At 67.6% G+C, this 17548-nt stretch carries 14 protein-coding genes; 6 read left to right on the top strand and 8 right to left on the bottom strand.

The genetic code is table 11. The features are described 5' to 3' along the window. Positions 1 to 24 precede the first annotated feature (24 nt). From OC373_RS00740 to OC373_RS00720, 5 genes are all read right to left on the bottom strand, one after another. Positions 25 to 1392: a type II and III secretion system protein family protein gene (locus OC373_RS00740; RefSeq protein WP_261996789.1), complete on the bottom strand. Its 1368-nt coding sequence runs from the start codon at positions 1390 to 1392 to the stop codon at positions 25 to 27. Between the two features lie 19 nt (positions 1393 to 1411). Next, complete coding sequence (gene cpaB / locus OC373_RS00735) at positions 1412 to 2449, bottom strand: Flp pilus assembly protein CpaB (protein WP_261996788.1); 1038 nt, start codon at positions 2447 to 2449, stop codon at positions 1412 to 1414. A gap of 19 nt (positions 2450 to 2468) precedes the next feature. Next, complete coding sequence (locus OC373_RS00730) at positions 2469 to 2957, bottom strand: pilus assembly protein (protein WP_261996787.1); 489 nt, start codon at positions 2955 to 2957, stop codon at positions 2469 to 2471. Beyond that, positions 2954 to 3499, bottom strand: coding sequence for an A24 family peptidase (locus tag OC373_RS00725; RefSeq protein WP_070425285.1), 546 nt, complete (start codon positions 3497 to 3499; stop codon positions 2954 to 2956). The genes OC373_RS00730 and OC373_RS00725 overlap by 4 nt, the downstream gene beginning before the upstream one ends. A gap of 100 nt (positions 3500 to 3599) precedes the next feature. After that, positions 3600 to 3788, bottom strand: coding sequence for a Flp family type IVb pilin (locus OC373_RS00720; protein WP_019184693.1), 189 nt, complete (start codon positions 3786 to 3788; stop codon positions 3600 to 3602). A gap of 809 nt (positions 3789 to 4597) precedes the next feature. Here OC373_RS00720 and OC373_RS00715 point away from each other — a divergent pair. The 3 genes from OC373_RS00715 to OC373_RS00705 all read left to right on the top strand — a co-directional run bounded on the left by OC373_RS00715 (position 4598) and on the right by OC373_RS00705 (position 11312). Beyond that, positions 4598 to 5587, top strand: a complete 990-nt coding sequence (locus OC373_RS00715; RefSeq protein WP_070425284.1) for a helix-turn-helix domain-containing protein — start codon at positions 4598 to 4600, stop codon at positions 5585 to 5587. A 212-nt stretch (positions 5588 to 5799) separates the two neighbouring features. After that, on the top strand, positions 5800 to 10383 hold the full coding sequence (locus tag OC373_RS00710) for a YadA-like family protein (RefSeq protein ID WP_261996785.1): 4584 nt from the start codon (positions 5800 to 5802) through the stop codon (positions 10381 to 10383). Between the two features lie 77 nt (positions 10384 to 10460). Further along, positions 10461 to 11312, top strand: a complete 852-nt coding sequence (locus tag OC373_RS00705; protein ID WP_070427405.1) for an OmpA family protein — start codon at positions 10461 to 10463, stop codon at positions 11310 to 11312. Between the two features lie 193 nt (positions 11313 to 11505). Here the strand turns inward: OC373_RS00705 and OC373_RS00700 are convergent, their stop codons facing one another. From OC373_RS00700 to OC373_RS00690, 3 genes are all read right to left on the bottom strand, one after another. Continuing rightward, on the bottom strand, positions 11506 to 12084 hold the full coding sequence (locus OC373_RS00700; RefSeq protein ID WP_019184689.1) for a fasciclin domain-containing protein: 579 nt from the start codon (positions 12082 to 12084) through the stop codon (positions 11506 to 11508). Between the two features lie 198 nt (positions 12085 to 12282). Beyond that, positions 12283 to 13158 (bottom strand): phosphatase PAP2 family protein, encoded by an 876-nt coding sequence (locus tag OC373_RS00695; RefSeq protein WP_261996784.1) that lies wholly within the window; start codon positions 13156 to 13158, stop codon positions 12283 to 12285. A 102-nt stretch (positions 13159 to 13260) separates the two neighbouring features. Continuing rightward, positions 13261 to 14919: an ATP-binding protein gene (locus OC373_RS00690; protein ID WP_156785662.1), complete on the bottom strand. Its 1659-nt coding sequence runs from the start codon at positions 14917 to 14919 to the stop codon at positions 13261 to 13263. Positions 14920 to 15177: 258 nt separating this feature from the next. On the opposite strand from OC373_RS00690, the gene OC373_RS00685 reads away from it, so the two are divergent. The 3 genes from OC373_RS00685 (at position 15178) to OC373_RS00675 (ending at position 17546) form a co-directional block, all read left to right on the top strand. Then, positions 15178 to 16149 (top strand): AraC family transcriptional regulator, encoded by a 972-nt coding sequence (locus OC373_RS00685; protein ID WP_261996783.1) that lies wholly within the window; start codon positions 15178 to 15180, stop codon positions 16147 to 16149. A gap of 216 nt (positions 16150 to 16365) precedes the next feature. Beyond that, positions 16366 to 17016 carry a response regulator transcription factor gene (locus OC373_RS00680; protein ID WP_261996782.1) on the top strand — a complete coding sequence of 217 codons (651 nt, stop codon included), beginning with the start codon at positions 16366 to 16368 and terminating at the stop codon, positions 17014 to 17016. A 116-nt stretch (positions 17017 to 17132) separates the two neighbouring features. Then, positions 17133 to 17546 carry a response regulator transcription factor gene (locus OC373_RS00675; protein ID WP_070425279.1) on the top strand — a complete coding sequence of 138 codons (414 nt, stop codon included), beginning with the start codon at positions 17133 to 17135 and terminating at the stop codon, positions 17544 to 17546. Positions 17547 to 17548: the final 2 nt, after the last annotated feature.

Below are 17548 nucleotides of genomic sequence, written 5' to 3'. Positions count from 1 at the left end.
GCGGGAAGGTTCCTGGCATTGGGCTCAGCGCGAGAATCCGGGCAGTTGGTCCGACGATGCCGGGCTCAACAGCCAGGCGCCCCAGACCGGCAGGTTCGGCGATGCCTCGCGCTGGCCCGGCAGCGGCACCTCGGTGCCCTGGGCCAACGGCTGCACCAGCCGCGGGGTGACGATGATGACCAGCTCCTTTTCTTCCTTCTTGTAATTGAGGGTGCGGAAGAACGACCCGATGATCGGCAGATCGCCGAGCAGGGGCACCTTGTCCACGTTGGAGCTGACGTTGTTGCTGACCAGCCCGCCGATCACGAAGGTTTCCCCGTCACCCAGCTCGACCGTGGTGTCGGCGCGGCGGGTGGTGATCGACGGCACCTGCACATCGTTGTAGGTGATGCCGGCGGCGTAGTTCAGGTCGCTCGCTTCCGGCGCCACCTTGAGTGCGATGCGGTTCGGGCCGAGCACGGTGGGGGTGACGGTCAGGCCAATGCCGAACGGCTTGAAGGTGACCGTCGTGGTGCCCAGCCCCTGTGGTTCCAGGATCGGCAGCTCACCGCCGGCCAGGAAGCTGGCGCTCTGTCCGGACAACGCAACGAGAGTGGGTTCGGCCAGGACGCGGGCCATGCCGTTGCTCTGCAGCAGGTCGATGTTGGCGTCCCAGCCATGGGTGAGGGATTTGAACACCAGCCCGAAGGCCGACGACAGCGGGTTGGTGATGATGACGTCGTCGGGGCCCGCCGATTCGCCCGCCGGCAGCACGCCGGGCAGGGTCGCGCCGGGGCGCGTGATGCCGTAATAGAAGCCGTTGTTGCGGTTGAAGTTCTTGTTGCCGAAGCTCATGCCGATCTGGCGTAGCACCGACTTGTTGAACTCGACGATCTTCACCTCGACCTGGACCACGCCACCCGTGGCGATGGTGGAGATATCGGCCAGCTGGCCCTCTTTGCCCACGGCCATCGCCGCGGCCTTGACACTGTTCTGGTGGTCCAGCAACGAAGGGCTCAGGCCCTGCAGCAGGCCCTGGCCGTCCTGCACGACCAGCCCGGTGCCACCGCCCTGGGCGGTCAACGCACCCTGCACGGCACTGCGCACCTCCACCTGCAGCCGTTCCGGCTCGCGATTGCCGTTGCGCCACAGCAGCAGCGTCGTGTTGCCGGGTGCCTTGCCGACCAGCAGTGCCTCGCGGCCACGCAGCATCACCACGTCGGCCACGCTGGGGTCGGCGATGGCGACCCGTTCCAGGTTGGCCGGCAACGACCACGGTCGCTGCTCACGCGTCTGCAGTACCAGCTCTGCGTCGGCACTGGCCCGCGACGGGCTGCCGATCAGCACGCCAGCCAGCAGGCAGCGTGGCAGGGCGTGGCAAAGGCGGCGCGTGAGGGTGGGGCGTTCGGTCATGGGCTGTCTCGGCATGGGCTTAACGCGACCCGCTGTGGGAGGAAATGTCGCCACGGATGATTTCAATCCCGCGGTCCGGGCGCGGTGCCGCACGCCGCGGTGCGCTGCCGGGAACGGGCAGTGCCGCGGTGGAACTGCGCCCGCGTCCGGCAAGGGCGTCGGTGTCGATGCCGGCGTAGGCATCGTTTTCCGGGCGCTGCAGGGCGAGGCGCTCCTCGGCGGACAGCTCGCGGCGCGGGCTGAGCACGCGGCCGGGCGTCGGGAACAAGGCCTGGTCCGGCAGCGCGATGTCGGCCGGGTTGCGCAACGCCAGGAACAGCTTTCCCTGTTGGGCGCCGAGCAGCAGCCGGTTCGCCTCGGCGACCGGCACCGCCAGCACCGCGCTGCGTGCCGGTGGCGTGGTTCCATCATTGCGTGATGCGCCGGCCGACGCGTTTGCGCCAGTGATGTCCTGTGCGCGGCTGTCGGCGGGCGCAGGCGCGCTGCCATCGGCGGGCACGCTGGCCACGCTCTGCAGATCATCGGCGCCATAACTGAGCACGCGCAGCCGCGACAACAGCAGCCGTGTCTGCGCGTCACCGTCGTCACGCAGCCCGCCCGACGCGCGCAGGTTGAGGAACACATCGACGAAATCGCCCGGCTGGATGCGATTGCCTGCAGCCACCAGTTCGTCCACCGGCACCGCGAGTGCGCGCTCGCCGGGATTCAGGCGCAGCGAAAAGCCCTGTGCGATCTGCGCGGTCTGGATCTGGGTGCCGGCCGGGATATCCTGGGTCGGTACCGCGCCGACCAGTGCGTTGATCGAGGTGTAGGCGCCCACCGGGCGTTGCGGATGGCCGGCGATGCGCAGGTCCTCGGCCGTGATCGGTCGCCCGGCCGGCAAGGCGCCGGCCGCCTCGACCACCGGCCAGGTGGCAGGTTGTGCGGGAGCAGTGGCGGTCGCCGGCGTGCCCGGCGGCGCCTCGCTGGCGCGGCGGCTCACGCCGAAGGCGACAATGGCCAGGATCACCGCCAGGCCGATCAACAGGATCGCGGCGATGCGGGTCAACTTGAGCATGCGGTTCTCCGGAGGGTCATCAGTTGCCGCCGAGGTCGAGTTGGGCGACCGCGGTGCTGCGCAGCGCCCTTGGCATTACCCAGCCGTACACGCGCCCCGTGCCGGGCAGGAAGGGGTGGGCGCGGTAGTCGTAGCTCACCTCCACGCGGATGCATTGCGCGGCCGGCAGGTCGGCGCAGGGCGCGGGCGTGGAGACGGTGATCGGGGGCGCGCCAGCCGCAGCGCAATCGGGCGTCTGCCTGGCGTACGTGAGCAGCCACTGCATGGAGCGTCGCGCGGCCACGCAGGCGGCGGTACGGCGTTCGGTTGGCGTGGCATGGCGGAACGCAGCGCGTGCGCCTTCCGCAGACGCTGCCGACAGCGTCTGCTGCGCGGCCATGATCATCACGCCCGAATAGGTGACCAGCAGCAGCGGCAACAGGCCGAACAGCAGCATGAGCGCGAATTCGAGGGTCGCGATGCCGTGTTGGCGCGTCGGGCGGCCGAGGTGGCCGGCGGTGATGCTCATGCGGCACCTCCGGATGGCTGTTGCAGGACCCACCACATACTGGCGAAGGCCAGGTAGGCCGCATAGGGAATGCCGACCCGGCCCTGGCGCGCCTGCCGCCACTGCGCGATCACCGGCTGCAGGCGGCGCGAGACCGCATTGTCCGTCTCGGGGCGCGGACCGGAATGGGACAACGCAGGCGCGATGCGCCGCGCGACGATCACGCATGTGGCATGTGCACCGGCGAGCAGGCTGGCGATGATCCAGATCGGAAGCAATGGAGCCGCGCCAAGCAGCAGGCCGAGCACGGCGAAATACTTCACATCACCGGCACCCATCCAGCCGATGGCATAGAACGGCAGCAGCGACAGCAATCCCAGTACGAAGCCGAGCAGGTGCGTGCCCGGAAATCCGCGGTCGGCCATCCACCACTGCCACGCCAGCGCGACCAGCGCCACGCCCGTGGCCAACAGCAACCCGCGATTGGACACCCGTCGGGCGTACAGGTCATGGATGGCGACCTGTACGCCCAGCAGCAATGCCACCAGGGGAAGGAGTTCCATATGCGTTATGTCCCCCGAATCGATCGTACGACGCACTTGCGTGCCATGCCGTCGCCGCGGGGAGAGCCGGGCGACAGCGCAGGCAGTCAACGACAGTCGATCAGGCCGCCGCTGCGGTTGCGTCGTCGACCACTTCACCCAGCTTGGTGAACAGATTCTCGAAGAATCCGGTGATCTGGTCTTTACCCACCGCCACCAGGATGCCCGCGATCACGGCAGCCAGCAGGCCGTACTCGAGCGCGGTCACGCCATCTTCTTCCACGAGGAACTTGCGAACGGATGCATTCATGACGGTTTCTCCATTTCCCAATCAGAGCCCGAACGGGCGGATACAGCCCCTGGTACCGATGGTGTTGCCTGGCTCCGCCAGGACCTCCATCCCGACCGCGCGTCCTGCGCGGTGCGGCCCTTGCAGGCCTGCGCTATCGACCGGGCCAAGCCCGGCGACGTCATTGGAGGCGGATCGCGCTGGACAGTGCGGTCATTGCCGCCGAAACGCGGCATCGGCAATGAGGGCAGTGCGTACGAAGATTGCTGTCCATGGCGTTCCCCTTGTCTTTCAATCGCCGCGTCGGTATCGCCGCGCGTCCTGAATACGATGCTCGACGAATCACGTGGGATCCAATACACAAAATCGGCAGGTGCGGTTTCAACTTTAGAAACTTCGCACTGCAAGACCGCCGTGCATGAGCCTGATGTAATGGCGGCAAAGTGAAGCGCGGGTAGAGATTATGTGAGGGCGACGTGATGTCAATTAATTGACAGTATCCCAGCGCGCTTGAACGTTGGGTTTCAACGGATCCGGACACATTTGTGACGGCGATTATGATTCTGTTTACCTGGCGTCCAGTTCGGGCATACTTGCCAAAAATGCGCATCGAAAGCTTCGCCGACAATCGCTGCCGCATCGGCTGAATGATCTAGCTGCGATCAGTGAACGATTTAGCTGCAGTCACGAACGATGGGTTGGGCGGGCTGGCGGGCATCGCCACGGCGGGTTGGCCGTAACAGAATGCGCAGCAGCAAACGCAGGAGTGCGCACCCGGTGGCCATGCGGCGCAGGCACCGGGTAACCAGGCCAAAGGGGGCATCACTGTCATGGTAGATGGTGTGGCGGAAGACCAGATCGACAGCGGGCTGCGGGCATTCGACCTGGCCTCGCTCAGCGGTGTGCTGCGCGTGTGCGATCTGGAGATGGTGCTGCTCGATGGCAACGGCCCGCGTGCCGCGATCGAATCGCAGGTGCACGACGAGGCATTGTTCTGCACCGCGGTGAGCGGGTTTCATTTCCGCGGTCGTTTCATGCTGCCCCAGGACTGGTGCCTGCTCGGCTTGATCCACGCCACCGATGAGAACGTCAGCTGGTGCCATGGCATGCCGCTGGCCGCCGGGATGGCGTTGACCGTGCTGCCGGAGGGCATCAGCGAGTTCACGCTCAGCGCCGGCACCCACCTGACGTTGCTGCTTGCGCCGATGCAGCGCGTGCAGCGCAAGCTGACCGAGCTGAGCCTGCGCAGCACCTTGCCCTCGGGCCAGGCCCTTTCCCTGTTCCAGGCCGGCGCGGGCAGCAACGCAGCGCGACTGGTGCAACGCTACGGTGAGGTCCAGCAGACACTTCTTGGACAGGGCGCGGCGCTGCCGGCGGACGCCGTGGACACCTTGCTGCACGACCATATCCAGGCGCTGCTGGGCGCGGGCAGCGATGACCATCCCACCTGCAGCCGGGGCCGGCGCACGCATTATCTGATCGCCCAGCGCGCCGAGAATTTCATGCGGCTCAATCTGCGTCGTTATATCTATATGAATGAAATCTGTGACGCGGCCGGGGTCAGCGAGCGCGCGTTGCGGTATGCCTTCGAAGACCTGTTCGGTACTTCGCCCAACCGTTATCTCTCGATGCTGCGCCTTTGCGCGGCATGCCGCGGCCTGTCGATGGCCGATGCCAGCCGCAAGTCGGTCAAGGCGATCGCATTGAGTTGCGGGCTATGGGACCTGTCGCGGTTTGCCGATAATTATCGCCGGGTATTCGGCGAGCTCCCCCGCGATACGCTGATGCGCGCACCGGCGCAGATGGGCAGTCCGGCCTGACCGGAAACGCGATCCGTCCGTCTGCCCTGCACATATTCGGCAAGCTGCCGAAATTGTCCATGCCGCTGCCGGTTTTCCCCGTCTTCTTGCCGGAACGCACGCTTGCGCTGCCGGAATGAAGTGCTCGCGGTTTGACCCCTCGACTGTAATGACATCCACGTGCCGTCAGGCACCGGTGATGTTCAACGCGTCCGTACACGGGGGAATACCTGATGAACCGTATCTTTCGATTGGTGTGGAGCCACCGGCTGAATGCCCTGGTGGTCGTGTCCGAAATCGCCACTGCGCGCGGCAGCCTGGCCGCCGGACCGGTGGTGGTGCACCTGAAGGTGCCGATGTCGGTGCTCTCGCTGGGTCTGTCGCTGGCGCTGTGCACGGGCAGTGCATGGGCAGGCGAGAACCAGACACTCACCGACCTGCAGGCACTGGCCGCCAAGTACACCGCGCCGTTGCCGGTGAAGCTCGATGCAGAAGTGGCGCTGGCGGCGGCCGCACGTGATCGTGGCACCACGCCACTGTTGAGCGTGGATGCCAACGTCAACCTCAACCTGGGTGCACAGGCGGCCCACGGTCGGCCGGCACTGCAGGTGCAGACCGCCGCACAGTTGAGTGCGGAGCTGCCCCGGCGCATCGCCGCGCCAACCGCACAGGTGGCGGCGTTGGCCGACCTGGGTCTTGCAGGCGGCACCGGCAACGGAGCAGCACTGAATGCACACGCCGCCGTCGACGCCGTGGCCACGCTGGCACCGTCGGCAGCAGCGGTGCAGGTGCCGGTCAAGGCGGATGCGCGACTGACTGCCGCCACTGAGGGCAGGTTGGCCGTGAGGGCCGATGCAAACGCGGCAGCGAACATGGCCGTTGCGGCTGCGCCGGCCCCGCTCAAGGCGGCGCTGGAAACCAAGGTCGATGCGGCTGCCCAGGCGCGCCTTGCGGCCGCCGAGGTGCAGGCCAAGGCGGCATTGATCGCCGAGGCCACGGTCACGCCTGATGCCCCGGATGCGGTCCAGGCGTCGCTGGCCAGCAATGTCGCCGGTGGTGTGCGCGTGGATGCACTGGGCCACGTGGTCGATGCGGCCGATCGCAATCCCAAGCTGGTCGATGCCGGCGTCAGCGCCGTGCAGACCAGTTCGATGGCGCTGGCACCGAACGGGCTGGGCAACGCACTGGGAGGGTTGTTGAACGGTGTCGGTGGTGCGGTCGGCGGCCTGCTTGATGGCGTCGGCACGACGGTGGGGGCGATCACGACGCCCGTGCTCGGTGCGGTCGGCGCGGTCACCACGCCGATACTGGGTACCGTGTTCCCGGCACCGACGTCGCTGCCGCCGGGCAGCCCGAAGGGACCGGCCCCGGCCGATCCGAACGCCGGCCTGATCATCGGTACCGGTGGCCTGGTCGGCTCGCTCTCGCAGCTGGTCGGGCCCACCGCGCAGGGTCTGCTGGGTGGCGACGGCTACGTGCGCAATGGCAACCTGGCGGTCAGCAGCGCCAACGTGATGCAGACCTACTCGGTCACCAACGTGCTGGGCCTGCCGGTGGTCAACCTGAGCCCGGTCGGCACGCTGCTCGATGGGCTGGGCAACGCCAGCACCGGGGGCAGCTCGCACCTGACCCTGATCGGCGGCGTCACCTCCGACAGCTACATCTACAACATCAACAACGGCGATCCCAATGGCCTGCTCGGCCTGGTGTTGCCGGACGGGTCGCCGGCATGGTCGAACAAGTGCCTCAACCTGCTGGTGGCCAGCGTGGACTGCTGGGCGGTCAACGCCGCGCAGGATTACCAGGTGCTGGTTGGCGATGGGGCGTTTGCCAATGGCTCCAAGGAAGTGGTGATCGGCGCCAACGCACGCCATGAGCTGCCGCGGCAGGACGCCAACATCGCGTTCCCGGGCGCCGGGCTCAACGATCCGACCGACCCCACCGGCGTACCGACCGCCGACTACGCCGCGCGCATGGGCCACTCGGTGGTCGTCGGCGACAGTGCGAAGGGCACGGCCAACGGCCAGACCATCCTCGGTGCGGAGGCCACCTCCACCCAGGCCAACAGCGTTGCGTTGGGCTACCGCTCCGCCGCCAACCGCGGTGCGCAGGCCAGCTACAGTGCCTACGGGCTGAGCGCGCCGCAGGTATCGGCGGGTGAAGTCTCGGTCGGCTTCGCCGGTGGCGAGCGCCAGATCAGCAACGTGGCCGCCGGCAATGCCGCCACCGATGCGGTCAATGTCGCCCAGCTGCAGGGCGCGATCTCGCAGATCGATGCGGTCGGCACGCTGGCGGTGACCTACGACGATGATGGTGCAGGCGGTGCCAACTACCGCCGCGTCACACTGGGCGCCGGCACCGGCACCAGCACCATTGCCAACCTCGCCGATGGCGCGGTGAACGCGACCAGCACCGAGGCGGTCAATGGCGCCCAGCTGTTCGACACCAACAGTGCGATCGTGGACTACTTCGGCGGCGTCACCGCCTTCGATCCCGCCACCGGTGCGTGGACCGCACCGAGCTTCCAGATCTCCACGATCTCCAGCGACGGCGCAGTGGCCCAGGGCGTGTACGACAACGCCAGCGACGCCTTCTCCGCCGTCGATGGCTCGCTGGTCAATCTCAACACGCAGATCACCGACATCCGCAACGGGGTCGGCAGCCGCTACCTGAAGATCAATTCCACCGGTGCAGAGGCCGCCGCTGCCGGCCTGGACAGCATCGCCGTCGGTATGGGGGCCTCGGCCACGGCGGCCAACAGCATCGCCGTGGGTGCCGGCGCGGTGGCCGACCGCGCGGACACGGTCTCCGTCGGTGCAGCCGGCGCAGAGCGCCAGGTGGTGAACGTGGCGGCCGGTACCCAGGCCACCGATGCCGTCAATCTGGGCCAGCTGGAAGCCTCCGAACAGGGCGCGCTGCGTTACGACCTCAACCCGGATGGCAGCGTGAACTACGCCAGCGCCACGCTGGGCAACGGCGGCGGTGCGACCACGCTGAGCAACCTCGCCGCTGGCAGCGTCACGGCCGGCAGCAGCGAGGCAATAAACGGGGCCCAACTGTTCGCCGCCAACCAGGCCGTGGCCACCCACCTCGGCGGTGGGGCGGCGCTGGACGGCACCGGCATGGTCAGCGCGCCGACCTACACGATCAACAACGTCGCCAGCGATGGCCAGGTCACCGCCGGCAGCTATGACAACGTCGGCAGTGCCTTCGATGCGGTCAGCACCTCGCTGGCCAACGTCGCCGACCAGACCGACACCGTGGACCGCCTGGCGGTGAAGTACGACGCCGATGCCAGCGGCAATGCCACCAACACCATCACCCTGGCCGGCGATGCCAGTGGCGCGGCGGTCGCACTGACCAACCTGGCCGAGGGTCGCGTGCTGGCCGGCAGCCTGGATGCGGTCAATGGCAACCAGCTGTTCCAGACCAACAATGCGCTGGTGGGGTACTTCGGCGGCACCACCAACTTCGACGGCAACACCGGGATCTGGACGGCACCGACCTTCCGCATCTCCTCCATCGCCACCGACGGCAGTGTCATCGCCAACGATTACAGCGATGTCACCGTGGCCTTCTCGGCGGTGGATGCCTCGCTGACCAACCTCAACACCCGCATCGACCAGATCCAGCCGGGTGGCAACAGCCAGTACGTGCAGGTGAACTCGACCAAGGGCGCGGCCACTGCGGGCGGTGCCGACAGCATCGCGATCGGGCCGCTGGCCAGCGCCGCCGGAAGCGGCAGTGCGGCCATCGGTGACGGCGCCAGCGCCAGTGCGGACAACAGCGTTGCGCTCGGCGCCGGCTCGGTCGCCAGCGTGGGGGCACAGGCGGGGTACACCGGTGCCTACGGCCAGACCGGGGCGAGCAGTTCGGTGGGCGAAGTGGCCGTCGGCAGTACCGGGGCCGAGCGCAAGGTCACCCATGTGGCCGATGGTTCCGAGCGCTACGACGCGGTCAATGTCGGCCAGCTGCAGAACGGCGTGAACTACGCGATCAACGAGTCCAAGGCCTACACGGATACGCAGATCAACAACATCAACAACGGTACCTCCGGCATGTTCCAGGTCAACAATTCGCAGAACCTGGCTGCGCCCTCGGCCTCCGGCGACAACGCCGTGGCCGGTGGTGCCGGCGCCGCTGCCGCGGGCGACAACGCCACCGCGCTGGGCAACGGGGCCAGTGCGCAGGGCAGCAACAGTGTCGCCCTGGGTGCCGGCTCGGTGGCCAACCGCGCCAACACGGTCTCGGTGGGCAGCAGCGGGGCGGAGCGCCAGATCGCCAACGTCGCCGACGGCAGCGACGCCACCGACGCGGTCAATGTCCGCCAGCTGCAGGCCTCGCAGCAGGGCACGATCCGTTACGACTCCAACGTCAACGGCACCACCAACCTCAACAGCGTGACCCTGGGCAGCACCGCCACCGGACCGACCACGGTGCGCAATGTCGCCGCCGGTACCGCCGGGACCGACGCGGTCAACGTGGACCAGCTGCGCAGCGGCATGGCCCAGACCCTGGACTGGTCCAAGGCCTATACCGACGAGCGCATGGACTCGTTCGACCGCAATCTGCAGAAGACCGACAACCGTGCCTCGGCCGGTGTGGCCTCGGCGATGGCGGTGGCGGCGCTGCCGCAGCCGTATGAGGCCGGCCGCAGCATGGCTTCGCTGGCCGCAGGCAGCTTCAACGGTGAATCCGGCGTGGCCGTGGGCATCTCGGGGGTCTCCGAGGGCGGCCGCTGGATCTACAAGTTCAGCGGTTCGACCAACAGCCGCGGCGATGGTGGTGTCGCGGTAGGTGCCGGCATCCAGTGGTGACCGCGTCCGGTGCCGGTCATCGACCGGCACCGGGCCATCGGTCCGCACACAACGTACACAGGGGGAACACCATGTCCATGCAGCCCACATCCATTACCCAACTGCCGCTGCTGCGCTCGCTGGGCCTGAGCCTGGCAGCGCTGCTGCTGGGCGCCTGCGCCAGCCACGGCGGGCAACGCGCCACGCCACCGGACAGCGTCGCCGACGCCGAGCCGACGAACTTTCCCGATCCCCGCAAAGCCACGCTGAAGGAGGGTCTGTTCGTGGACGTCGACAACCTGCGCCTGTTCGCCCGTGGCATGAGCAAACGTCAGCTCTATGCACTGCTCGGCACCCCGCACTTCGGCGAGGGCATGTGGGGCGTGCACGAATGGAACTACCTGTTCAACTTCCGCAGTACACCGGGGGGCGACTACTTCACCTGCCAGTTCAAGGTCGACTTCGACGGCAAGGGCATCGCCCAGGCGGCGCACTGGAAGCCCCAGGCCTGTGCGGCCGTGCTTGATCCGCCGCGTCCGCCGGCACCGCCGGCACCTGCGCCTGCGCCGATGCCGAGCGAACCGCTGCGGCTGGCCGCCGATGCGATGTTCGCCTTCGACAGCGCCATGCTCACACCCGAAGGGCGTCGCAACGTCGATACCCTCCTGCAGCAGGTCCGCGATGCCAGCCGGGTGCAGACCATCCAGGTAATCGGCTACACGGACCGGATCGGCAGTGATCGCTACAACCTGGTGTTGTCCCAGCGGCGCGCCGAGGCGGTGCGCGATGCCCTGATTGCCGGCGGGGTGCCGGCGGGCGCGATCATCGCCGAAGGGCGGGGCAAGGCCGATCCACTCGTTCAGTGCGCGCAGGCGCAGCGCAAGGCGTTGATCGTATGCCTGGCGCCCAACCGGCGCGTCGAGCTGTCCGGCAAAGCGTTACCACGCTGAGCAGCCAAGGTCGCATCGCGCTGAATCGCATACCCCGCCGGCGCACGCATGCGCCGGTGAGGGACCGTCTTGACCTGGCGCGCCGTCCGCGCAGCGTGATGTCTCCCCCGTCATCGTTCTGAAGACGCCGCGCCAGGTCATCTCTTCCAGCCACCCGGGGCGGCCGCAGGCGAACTGCGGCCGCCTTGTCCGGTTACGGCATCAGCACCTTGTCGATCACGTGGATCACCCCATTGCTCTGCTTGACGTCGGCAATGGTGACATGGGCCACCTGGCCCTTGCTGTCGGTCACGGTGATGCCCTTGCCGACCACGCGGGCCGTCAGTGCCTCGCCTTCAACCGTGGTCAGGCTGGCCTTGCCGCCACCCTGTTTGATCCTGGCCATCAGGTCGGTGCTGGTGACCGCGCCCGGGACCACGTGGTACGTCAGGATCCGGGTCAGGTCTGCCTTCTTCTCGGGCTTGAGCAGCCCCTCCACGGTGCCCTTCGGCAGCGCCGAGAATGCCGCGTTGGTCGGTGCGAACACGGTGAACGGGCCAGCGCCCTTCAGCGTATCCACCAGGCCTGCCGCTTTGACCGCTGCCACCAGGGTGGTGTGGTCCTTGGAATTGACGGCGTTGTCGATGATGTCCTTGTTGGCATACATCGCCGCGCCGCCCACCATCGGATTGCTGTGTGCCGCCATGGGCGCGGCCGGTGCCTGCGCGAAGACGAGCGGAGACGTGGCAGCGAGACAACCGATCAGTACGAGGCCTGCGAACTGGATCTTCATGACCAAACTCCCAAATGGATGCGCCGGTGTGACGCACCATCAGGTACGGCGGGAGTGGCGGGGCGGATGCAGTCCCACGACATCTTTTTTGCAGGCGTAAGCCTTACGTGACGGGCGTGTGCAGCCCATGCGAGGCGGCTGGCCAGGTGACGCTGGCAAGGCTTGCGGTCGCCGCGTCTGCGTGGCCCTCGTCGGGGCCTACAGCACCCCGGGTATCCGGATGGCCAGCGCGGCCTTCTCGGCCTCACAGCCCGTGGGCTGCACACCGTGGCCACGAAGCGACTGGATCTCCGTGCGGGCCATTGCCATGTCGCGGCTGAAGTCGGCGTTGGCGTGCAGCTTGGCCAGTGCACCGGCGGCGATGGCACGGCCTTCCAGCACGTCGCTCTGCCAGTGCGCATTGCAGATCAGCCGGTTCTCGCCAAAGGCACGGCCGCGCGCGAGCAGCGCATCGGCCTGGTCCGGGTTGAGCTCGGTCAGCAGCAGTGCCCAGGTCCAGCTGATCGCGGTATGTCCGGACGGGTAGGAGCCGTCGCCGCGCAGCGCAGCCTCGTCGGCCGGGGCGCAGGTGCCTTCTTTGTGGAAGACGAACGGCCGCACCCGCTTGTAGTGATCCTTGGCCGCATAGGTCGCCAGCCCGGCGTCCACCAGGGTCCGCTGCAGCAGCAGGTACAGCGTCGGCGTCGCCTGCTGGCTGACCGGTACCCCGAGTGCGCAGGAGAAGGTGTTGGCGACCTGCGGAAAGCGCAGGTCCGAATCGGTGGTTGCCAGGGCATAGCGCGGGCTCGAACGCAGTTGTTGCGCCGCGCGGTGGATCGCCTGGTCCTGCGCGAAGGCGGCCGAGCCCTTGGCCGGGGGCGGCGGCAGCAGGGCAAGGCTGTCGGGCAGGGCCCGGCCCAGATAGCCCGCTGGCACGCCGGGGCGCAGTTCCGGCACCGGCGCGGGCGCGGGCGCGACGACGCTGCCGGGTGCAGGGGGCGGTGCAGGCGCAGTGGACCGCGGCGCCGAGCTGCAGGCGGTCAGCAGCGACGCCACGATCAACAAGGACGCGACCTGACGGCGCGGGTGGAGCATGGCCTTCCTGTGCATGTCGTTCTCCGCAGGGGCTGTCGCGCCACTGTGTACGGCGGCCGTGCAAGGCACAACCGCCTTTCTACGCGCGCACGGCCAGTAGTTCTACGGGCGCCCGGCGTGTGCCGCCGCGAGGTCCTGCGCGGCGTCACCCATCGGGAAGCGGACCTCGATGCGGGTACCGCCGAGTGGGCTCGGACCGACCTTCAGGCTGCCACCCAGCAGGCGCGCCCGCTCTTCCATGCTGATCATGCCCAGGCCGGGGGAGGGGGATGGCACCGTCTGGCCCGCCATGCCGACGCCATCGTCGTCCACCTGCAACACCATCTGGCCGCCGCGGATGCCGACCAGGACATGCGCGTTGGCCGCGTGCGCATGCTTGTCCACGTTGTTGACCGCCTCCTGCACGATCCGGAACAGGCTCAGTTCGTGGTCATCGCTGAGACGCGGAGGATTCTCGATGCGGCAACGCACCCGCAGGGCGCCGCGCGCGTTGCGCTTGATGCAGAACGCATCCAGTGCGCTGGCCAGGCCGGTGAAACGCAGGATGCTCGGGTGCAGCTCATGGGAGATCGATCGGATGTCGTTGGAGACGATCAGCAGCTGCTCCTGCAGTTCGACCACGGCGTGGCGTTCTGCCTCTGGAATCTGATTGCGCAGCGCGCTCAGGCAGATCGAAATCGCGGCCAGCGACTGGTTGACGTCGTCGTGCAGGTCGCGCGCGATGCGGGTGCGCTCTTCCTCCTGCACCACCAGCATCCGCCCGGTCAGCTCGCCCAACCGCCGATAGGCCTGCTGCAGGTTGAGGTGGTTGGAGAGTTTCTGTTCGGACAACGCGCCCAGGAACAACAGTGCGCACCCGGTGCACAGCGTCCACACCTGTGCGGTGATGAGGTCGCGGTCCGGTGTCCAGTACGCGAACGGACCCACGCCTTCCATGCTCAGCTGCATGCCGAGCAGCGCCACGATCAGCATGCCGATGCTGGCACCGGCAACGCCGAACACGATCAACGCCCAGACCAGCAGCGGGATGGGTGCCAGTACCAGCAGCGGCGTGATCACGCCATCGGACCAGTTCACGCCCCAGACAATGCCGAGCCCGCCGAGCAGGGTGATGGCGATGATCACCGGCTGCCACTGCCACCCATGCCGGCGCTCCGGGCGCTGCACGATGCGCGCCAGATTGACGATGGGGGGCACGATCAACAGATAGCTGACACTGCTGCACAACACCAGGGTGAGCAGTGCACCCGGCGCCATGCCCTGCGGCCCGCCGGCGAACAGCAGCGACTGCCACCATGCACACGCGATCGGCAGCAGCACGCAACCCAGCAGCACGAACAGGCCGATCTCCCGGTAGCCCTCCAGCGGTGCCCGGGCGCCCCGCCAGCGCAGCAGCAGCCACGCCACGGCAACCACCGAGGCGAATTCGGCCGCGCTGGCAAGCAGCCGTGGCAAGACCACGAACGGCACCAGAACAAACGCCAGCACGGTACCGGCCAAGGCCGACAACACACAGGTCCGCCACGCCGCGCGAGGGGTGAACAGCAACCAGCCCAGCAGCAGCGGGCCGGGAATCCAGAGGACATGCAACCGGAAACCCGGCATCTGGGCCAGCGTCGGCAACAGCTGCCCCAGCAGGCAACCCAGTGCCAGCGGCAGCACCTGGGTGAGCGATGCGCGAAGATCGCGTGACGGGGGCGTGGAGGGCGAGGCGCGAGCGGGATCGTCCGGTGGGATGCCGGGGTCGAGGTACACGGACACGGGTTGTTTCACGCTCGCAATCGCTGGCACGGGTACCTCGGGTAGGCGTGAACAGGCTTCGGTTCGTTGGCCTCGCTGGCACCGCTGCGCGGCGGTGGCACACGTGCGCCGGCCTCGATGTGATGCATTTCACGCTTGTGGGCCCCCTGAGCGATCACCGCTTGTCGATGTGTCGCTTCCACCCCACAATCGCGCCGATGTAAGCAGGTTGCCCACTCGCGCGCTATCCGAATTCCGACGTGTTCCGAGGGAGCTGGCATGGACGAACCGATGGCCCCTTACACCCGCTTCGTGGTCGACGGCTTCGACGCCGATGCGCTGCTTGGCGTGGTGCGCGATACCCGCTTCGAGCAGCGTCTGCTCGCGGCGGGGCACTTCCGCGCGTGCCTGCAGCGGCTGGTGTTTCCGGAATTCAGCCTGGACAGCGGCGCGTACACGCTGCCGATTTTCGCCAGCGGCAGCTTCGCGCAGGGCATGATCGCGCTGGCCCTGGCGATCTCCTGCGAGCGACCGATGTGGGCCAATGGGCGATTGGTCGAGGTCGGGCAGGTCATGGTGTTTGCCGAAGACAGCGAGCTCAACGTCCGCCCCAGTCCTGGCGGCTGGCAATGGGCAGTGCTGCTGATCCCGCGCGAGGTCCTGCAGCGTGAGGCGGTGCTGCGGGTCGGGCGGGAACTGCGGTTGCCACGCACGGGCTGGCAGACGCGGCCCGCACCGCCGCCAGCGGCTGAGGGAGTGCGCCATGCGGTGTTCAAGGCACTGGAAGCCGCGGCCGCCTGGGAAGGCGTGATCACGCCGGCGCAGATGGCCGCGCAGGCATCGCTGTTGCTGGGGGCGTTCGTGGAGGCGGTCAGTGCCGGCGATGCGGGCCCGGCCCGGCGGCTGGATGGCTGGGGATCGGCCCGCCATCGCGATGCACTGGTACGGCGCGCGGAGGACTACCTCAAGGCCCACCTGGAGCGCCCCTTCGACAGCCGCGCCCTGGCATTGGCGCTGGGGGTAGGGGAACGCCAGATCGAGCGGTTGTTTCGTGACGCATACGGGCACGGTCCCTGCCACTGGCATCAGCTGGCACGCCTGAATCGTGCGCGGACGGCGCTGCTGCACGCTGACGAGCGCGGCACGGTGACCGACATCGCCTTGCGCTTCGGGTTTTCCCACCTCGGCCGGTTCTCGATCCTGTACCGGCATGTCTTAGGGGAATGTCCCAAGGACACGCTGCGCGGCTGAATCGCGATGCCGGCGCAAACGCCGCACTGCATGGCCCAACATGACGGATTCAGACTTGTTCGCGTCACGATGCCATCACAAGGCGTCTCGCATTTTCAACGCGCTGCAGGGGGAAGCTGATCGCGTGATCAACGCGATCCGGTTATGGATTCAGCAGTGAGGCGGCCGCACCGGCAGTTCAATCAGGGGAAGATTGATGTCAACGGAGAAAATGCAATGGGCATTTCGTGTGCGCAGTTGATGGAGGTTCCATTCCGGAAGGTCGTGGTTGCCGACGACCACATGCTGGTCGCGCAGGGCATAGAACGCCTGCTCATGGAGTGCTTCGCGTCGATCGAACTGGTGTCCTCCGGCGAAGAGCTGCTGGACTCGCTGCACCGCGAAGTACCCGATGTCGTTGTGTCGGACATCAGCATGCCCGGGCTCAGTGGCATCGACGTGATGCGCCAGGTGCGCAGCGAGGGCTGCAGGACGCCGTTCGTGTTCCTGACCATGCACGATGAATCGAGCATGGCGGCCGAGGCGATTCGTGCCGGCGCACAGGGGTACATCCTGAAAAGCTCGGCCGGCGATGAGCTGGTGCGGGCCATCAATGGGGTCATGGACGGGCAGACCTACGTGACCCCCACGCTGGCGGCCAGCGCGGTCCTGTGCGCCGGGCGGTGCCAGTATGTGCTGACCGAAAAACAGCTGCGGATCCTGGAGTACGTCGCGCGGGGCCTGCGTTCCAAGCAGATCGCCTATGAGCTGGGCGTCTCGGTGCGCACGATCGAGTCGCACAAGTACGCGATCATGCAGGAGCTGGGCGTCCACGGCACGCTCGAGCTGGTGCGCAAGGCCGAGCAGGAAGGCCTCATCCGTCACTAGGAACACGCGGGCGTGGTCGGGCAAGTAGTTTTACTTGCCCGGCCACGGTTGTTTTCCCCTTGTCGCCCGCGCAACCCCCCCCGCACCATGGCACAGGCGTCCAACGGGCGAGTGCGATGAATCCGGTTCGTGTGTTGCTGGCCGAAGACGGGTGTGCCATGGGGCGCCAGCTTCGTGGGCTGCTGTCCCAGCAATACCAGGTGATCGGCCTGGTGCAGGACGGGGCTTCGCTGGTCCAGGCCGCGCAGAGCATGCTGCCTGATGTCGTGGTGACCGATATCGCCATGCCCGAGATGGATGGGCTGGAGGCGGTCCGTCGTCTGCGCCTGCAGCGCCCGGTACTGGGCGTGGTCTTCATCACCGTGCATGCCGATCCGCAGATGGTGACCCGCGCGATGGCGCTGGGACCCTGCAGCTATGTGCTCAAATCCGACGCAGGGGACGATCTGGTGTCGGCGGTGGGCGCTGCGCTGAAGGGCGATAGGTTCGTCTCGCGCTCCCTGCGCGGCCTGCGCCGCGACGGCCGCTGAGT

The organism is Stenotrophomonas sp. Ste96 (assembly GCF_024519495.1).
GTDB lineage: Bacteria > Pseudomonadota > Gammaproteobacteria > Xanthomonadales > Xanthomonadaceae > Stenotrophomonas > Stenotrophomonas bentonitica_A.
The sequence above is the reverse complement of the archived record's forward strand: the minus strand, read 5'-3'. Positions and strand labels throughout refer to the sequence as shown.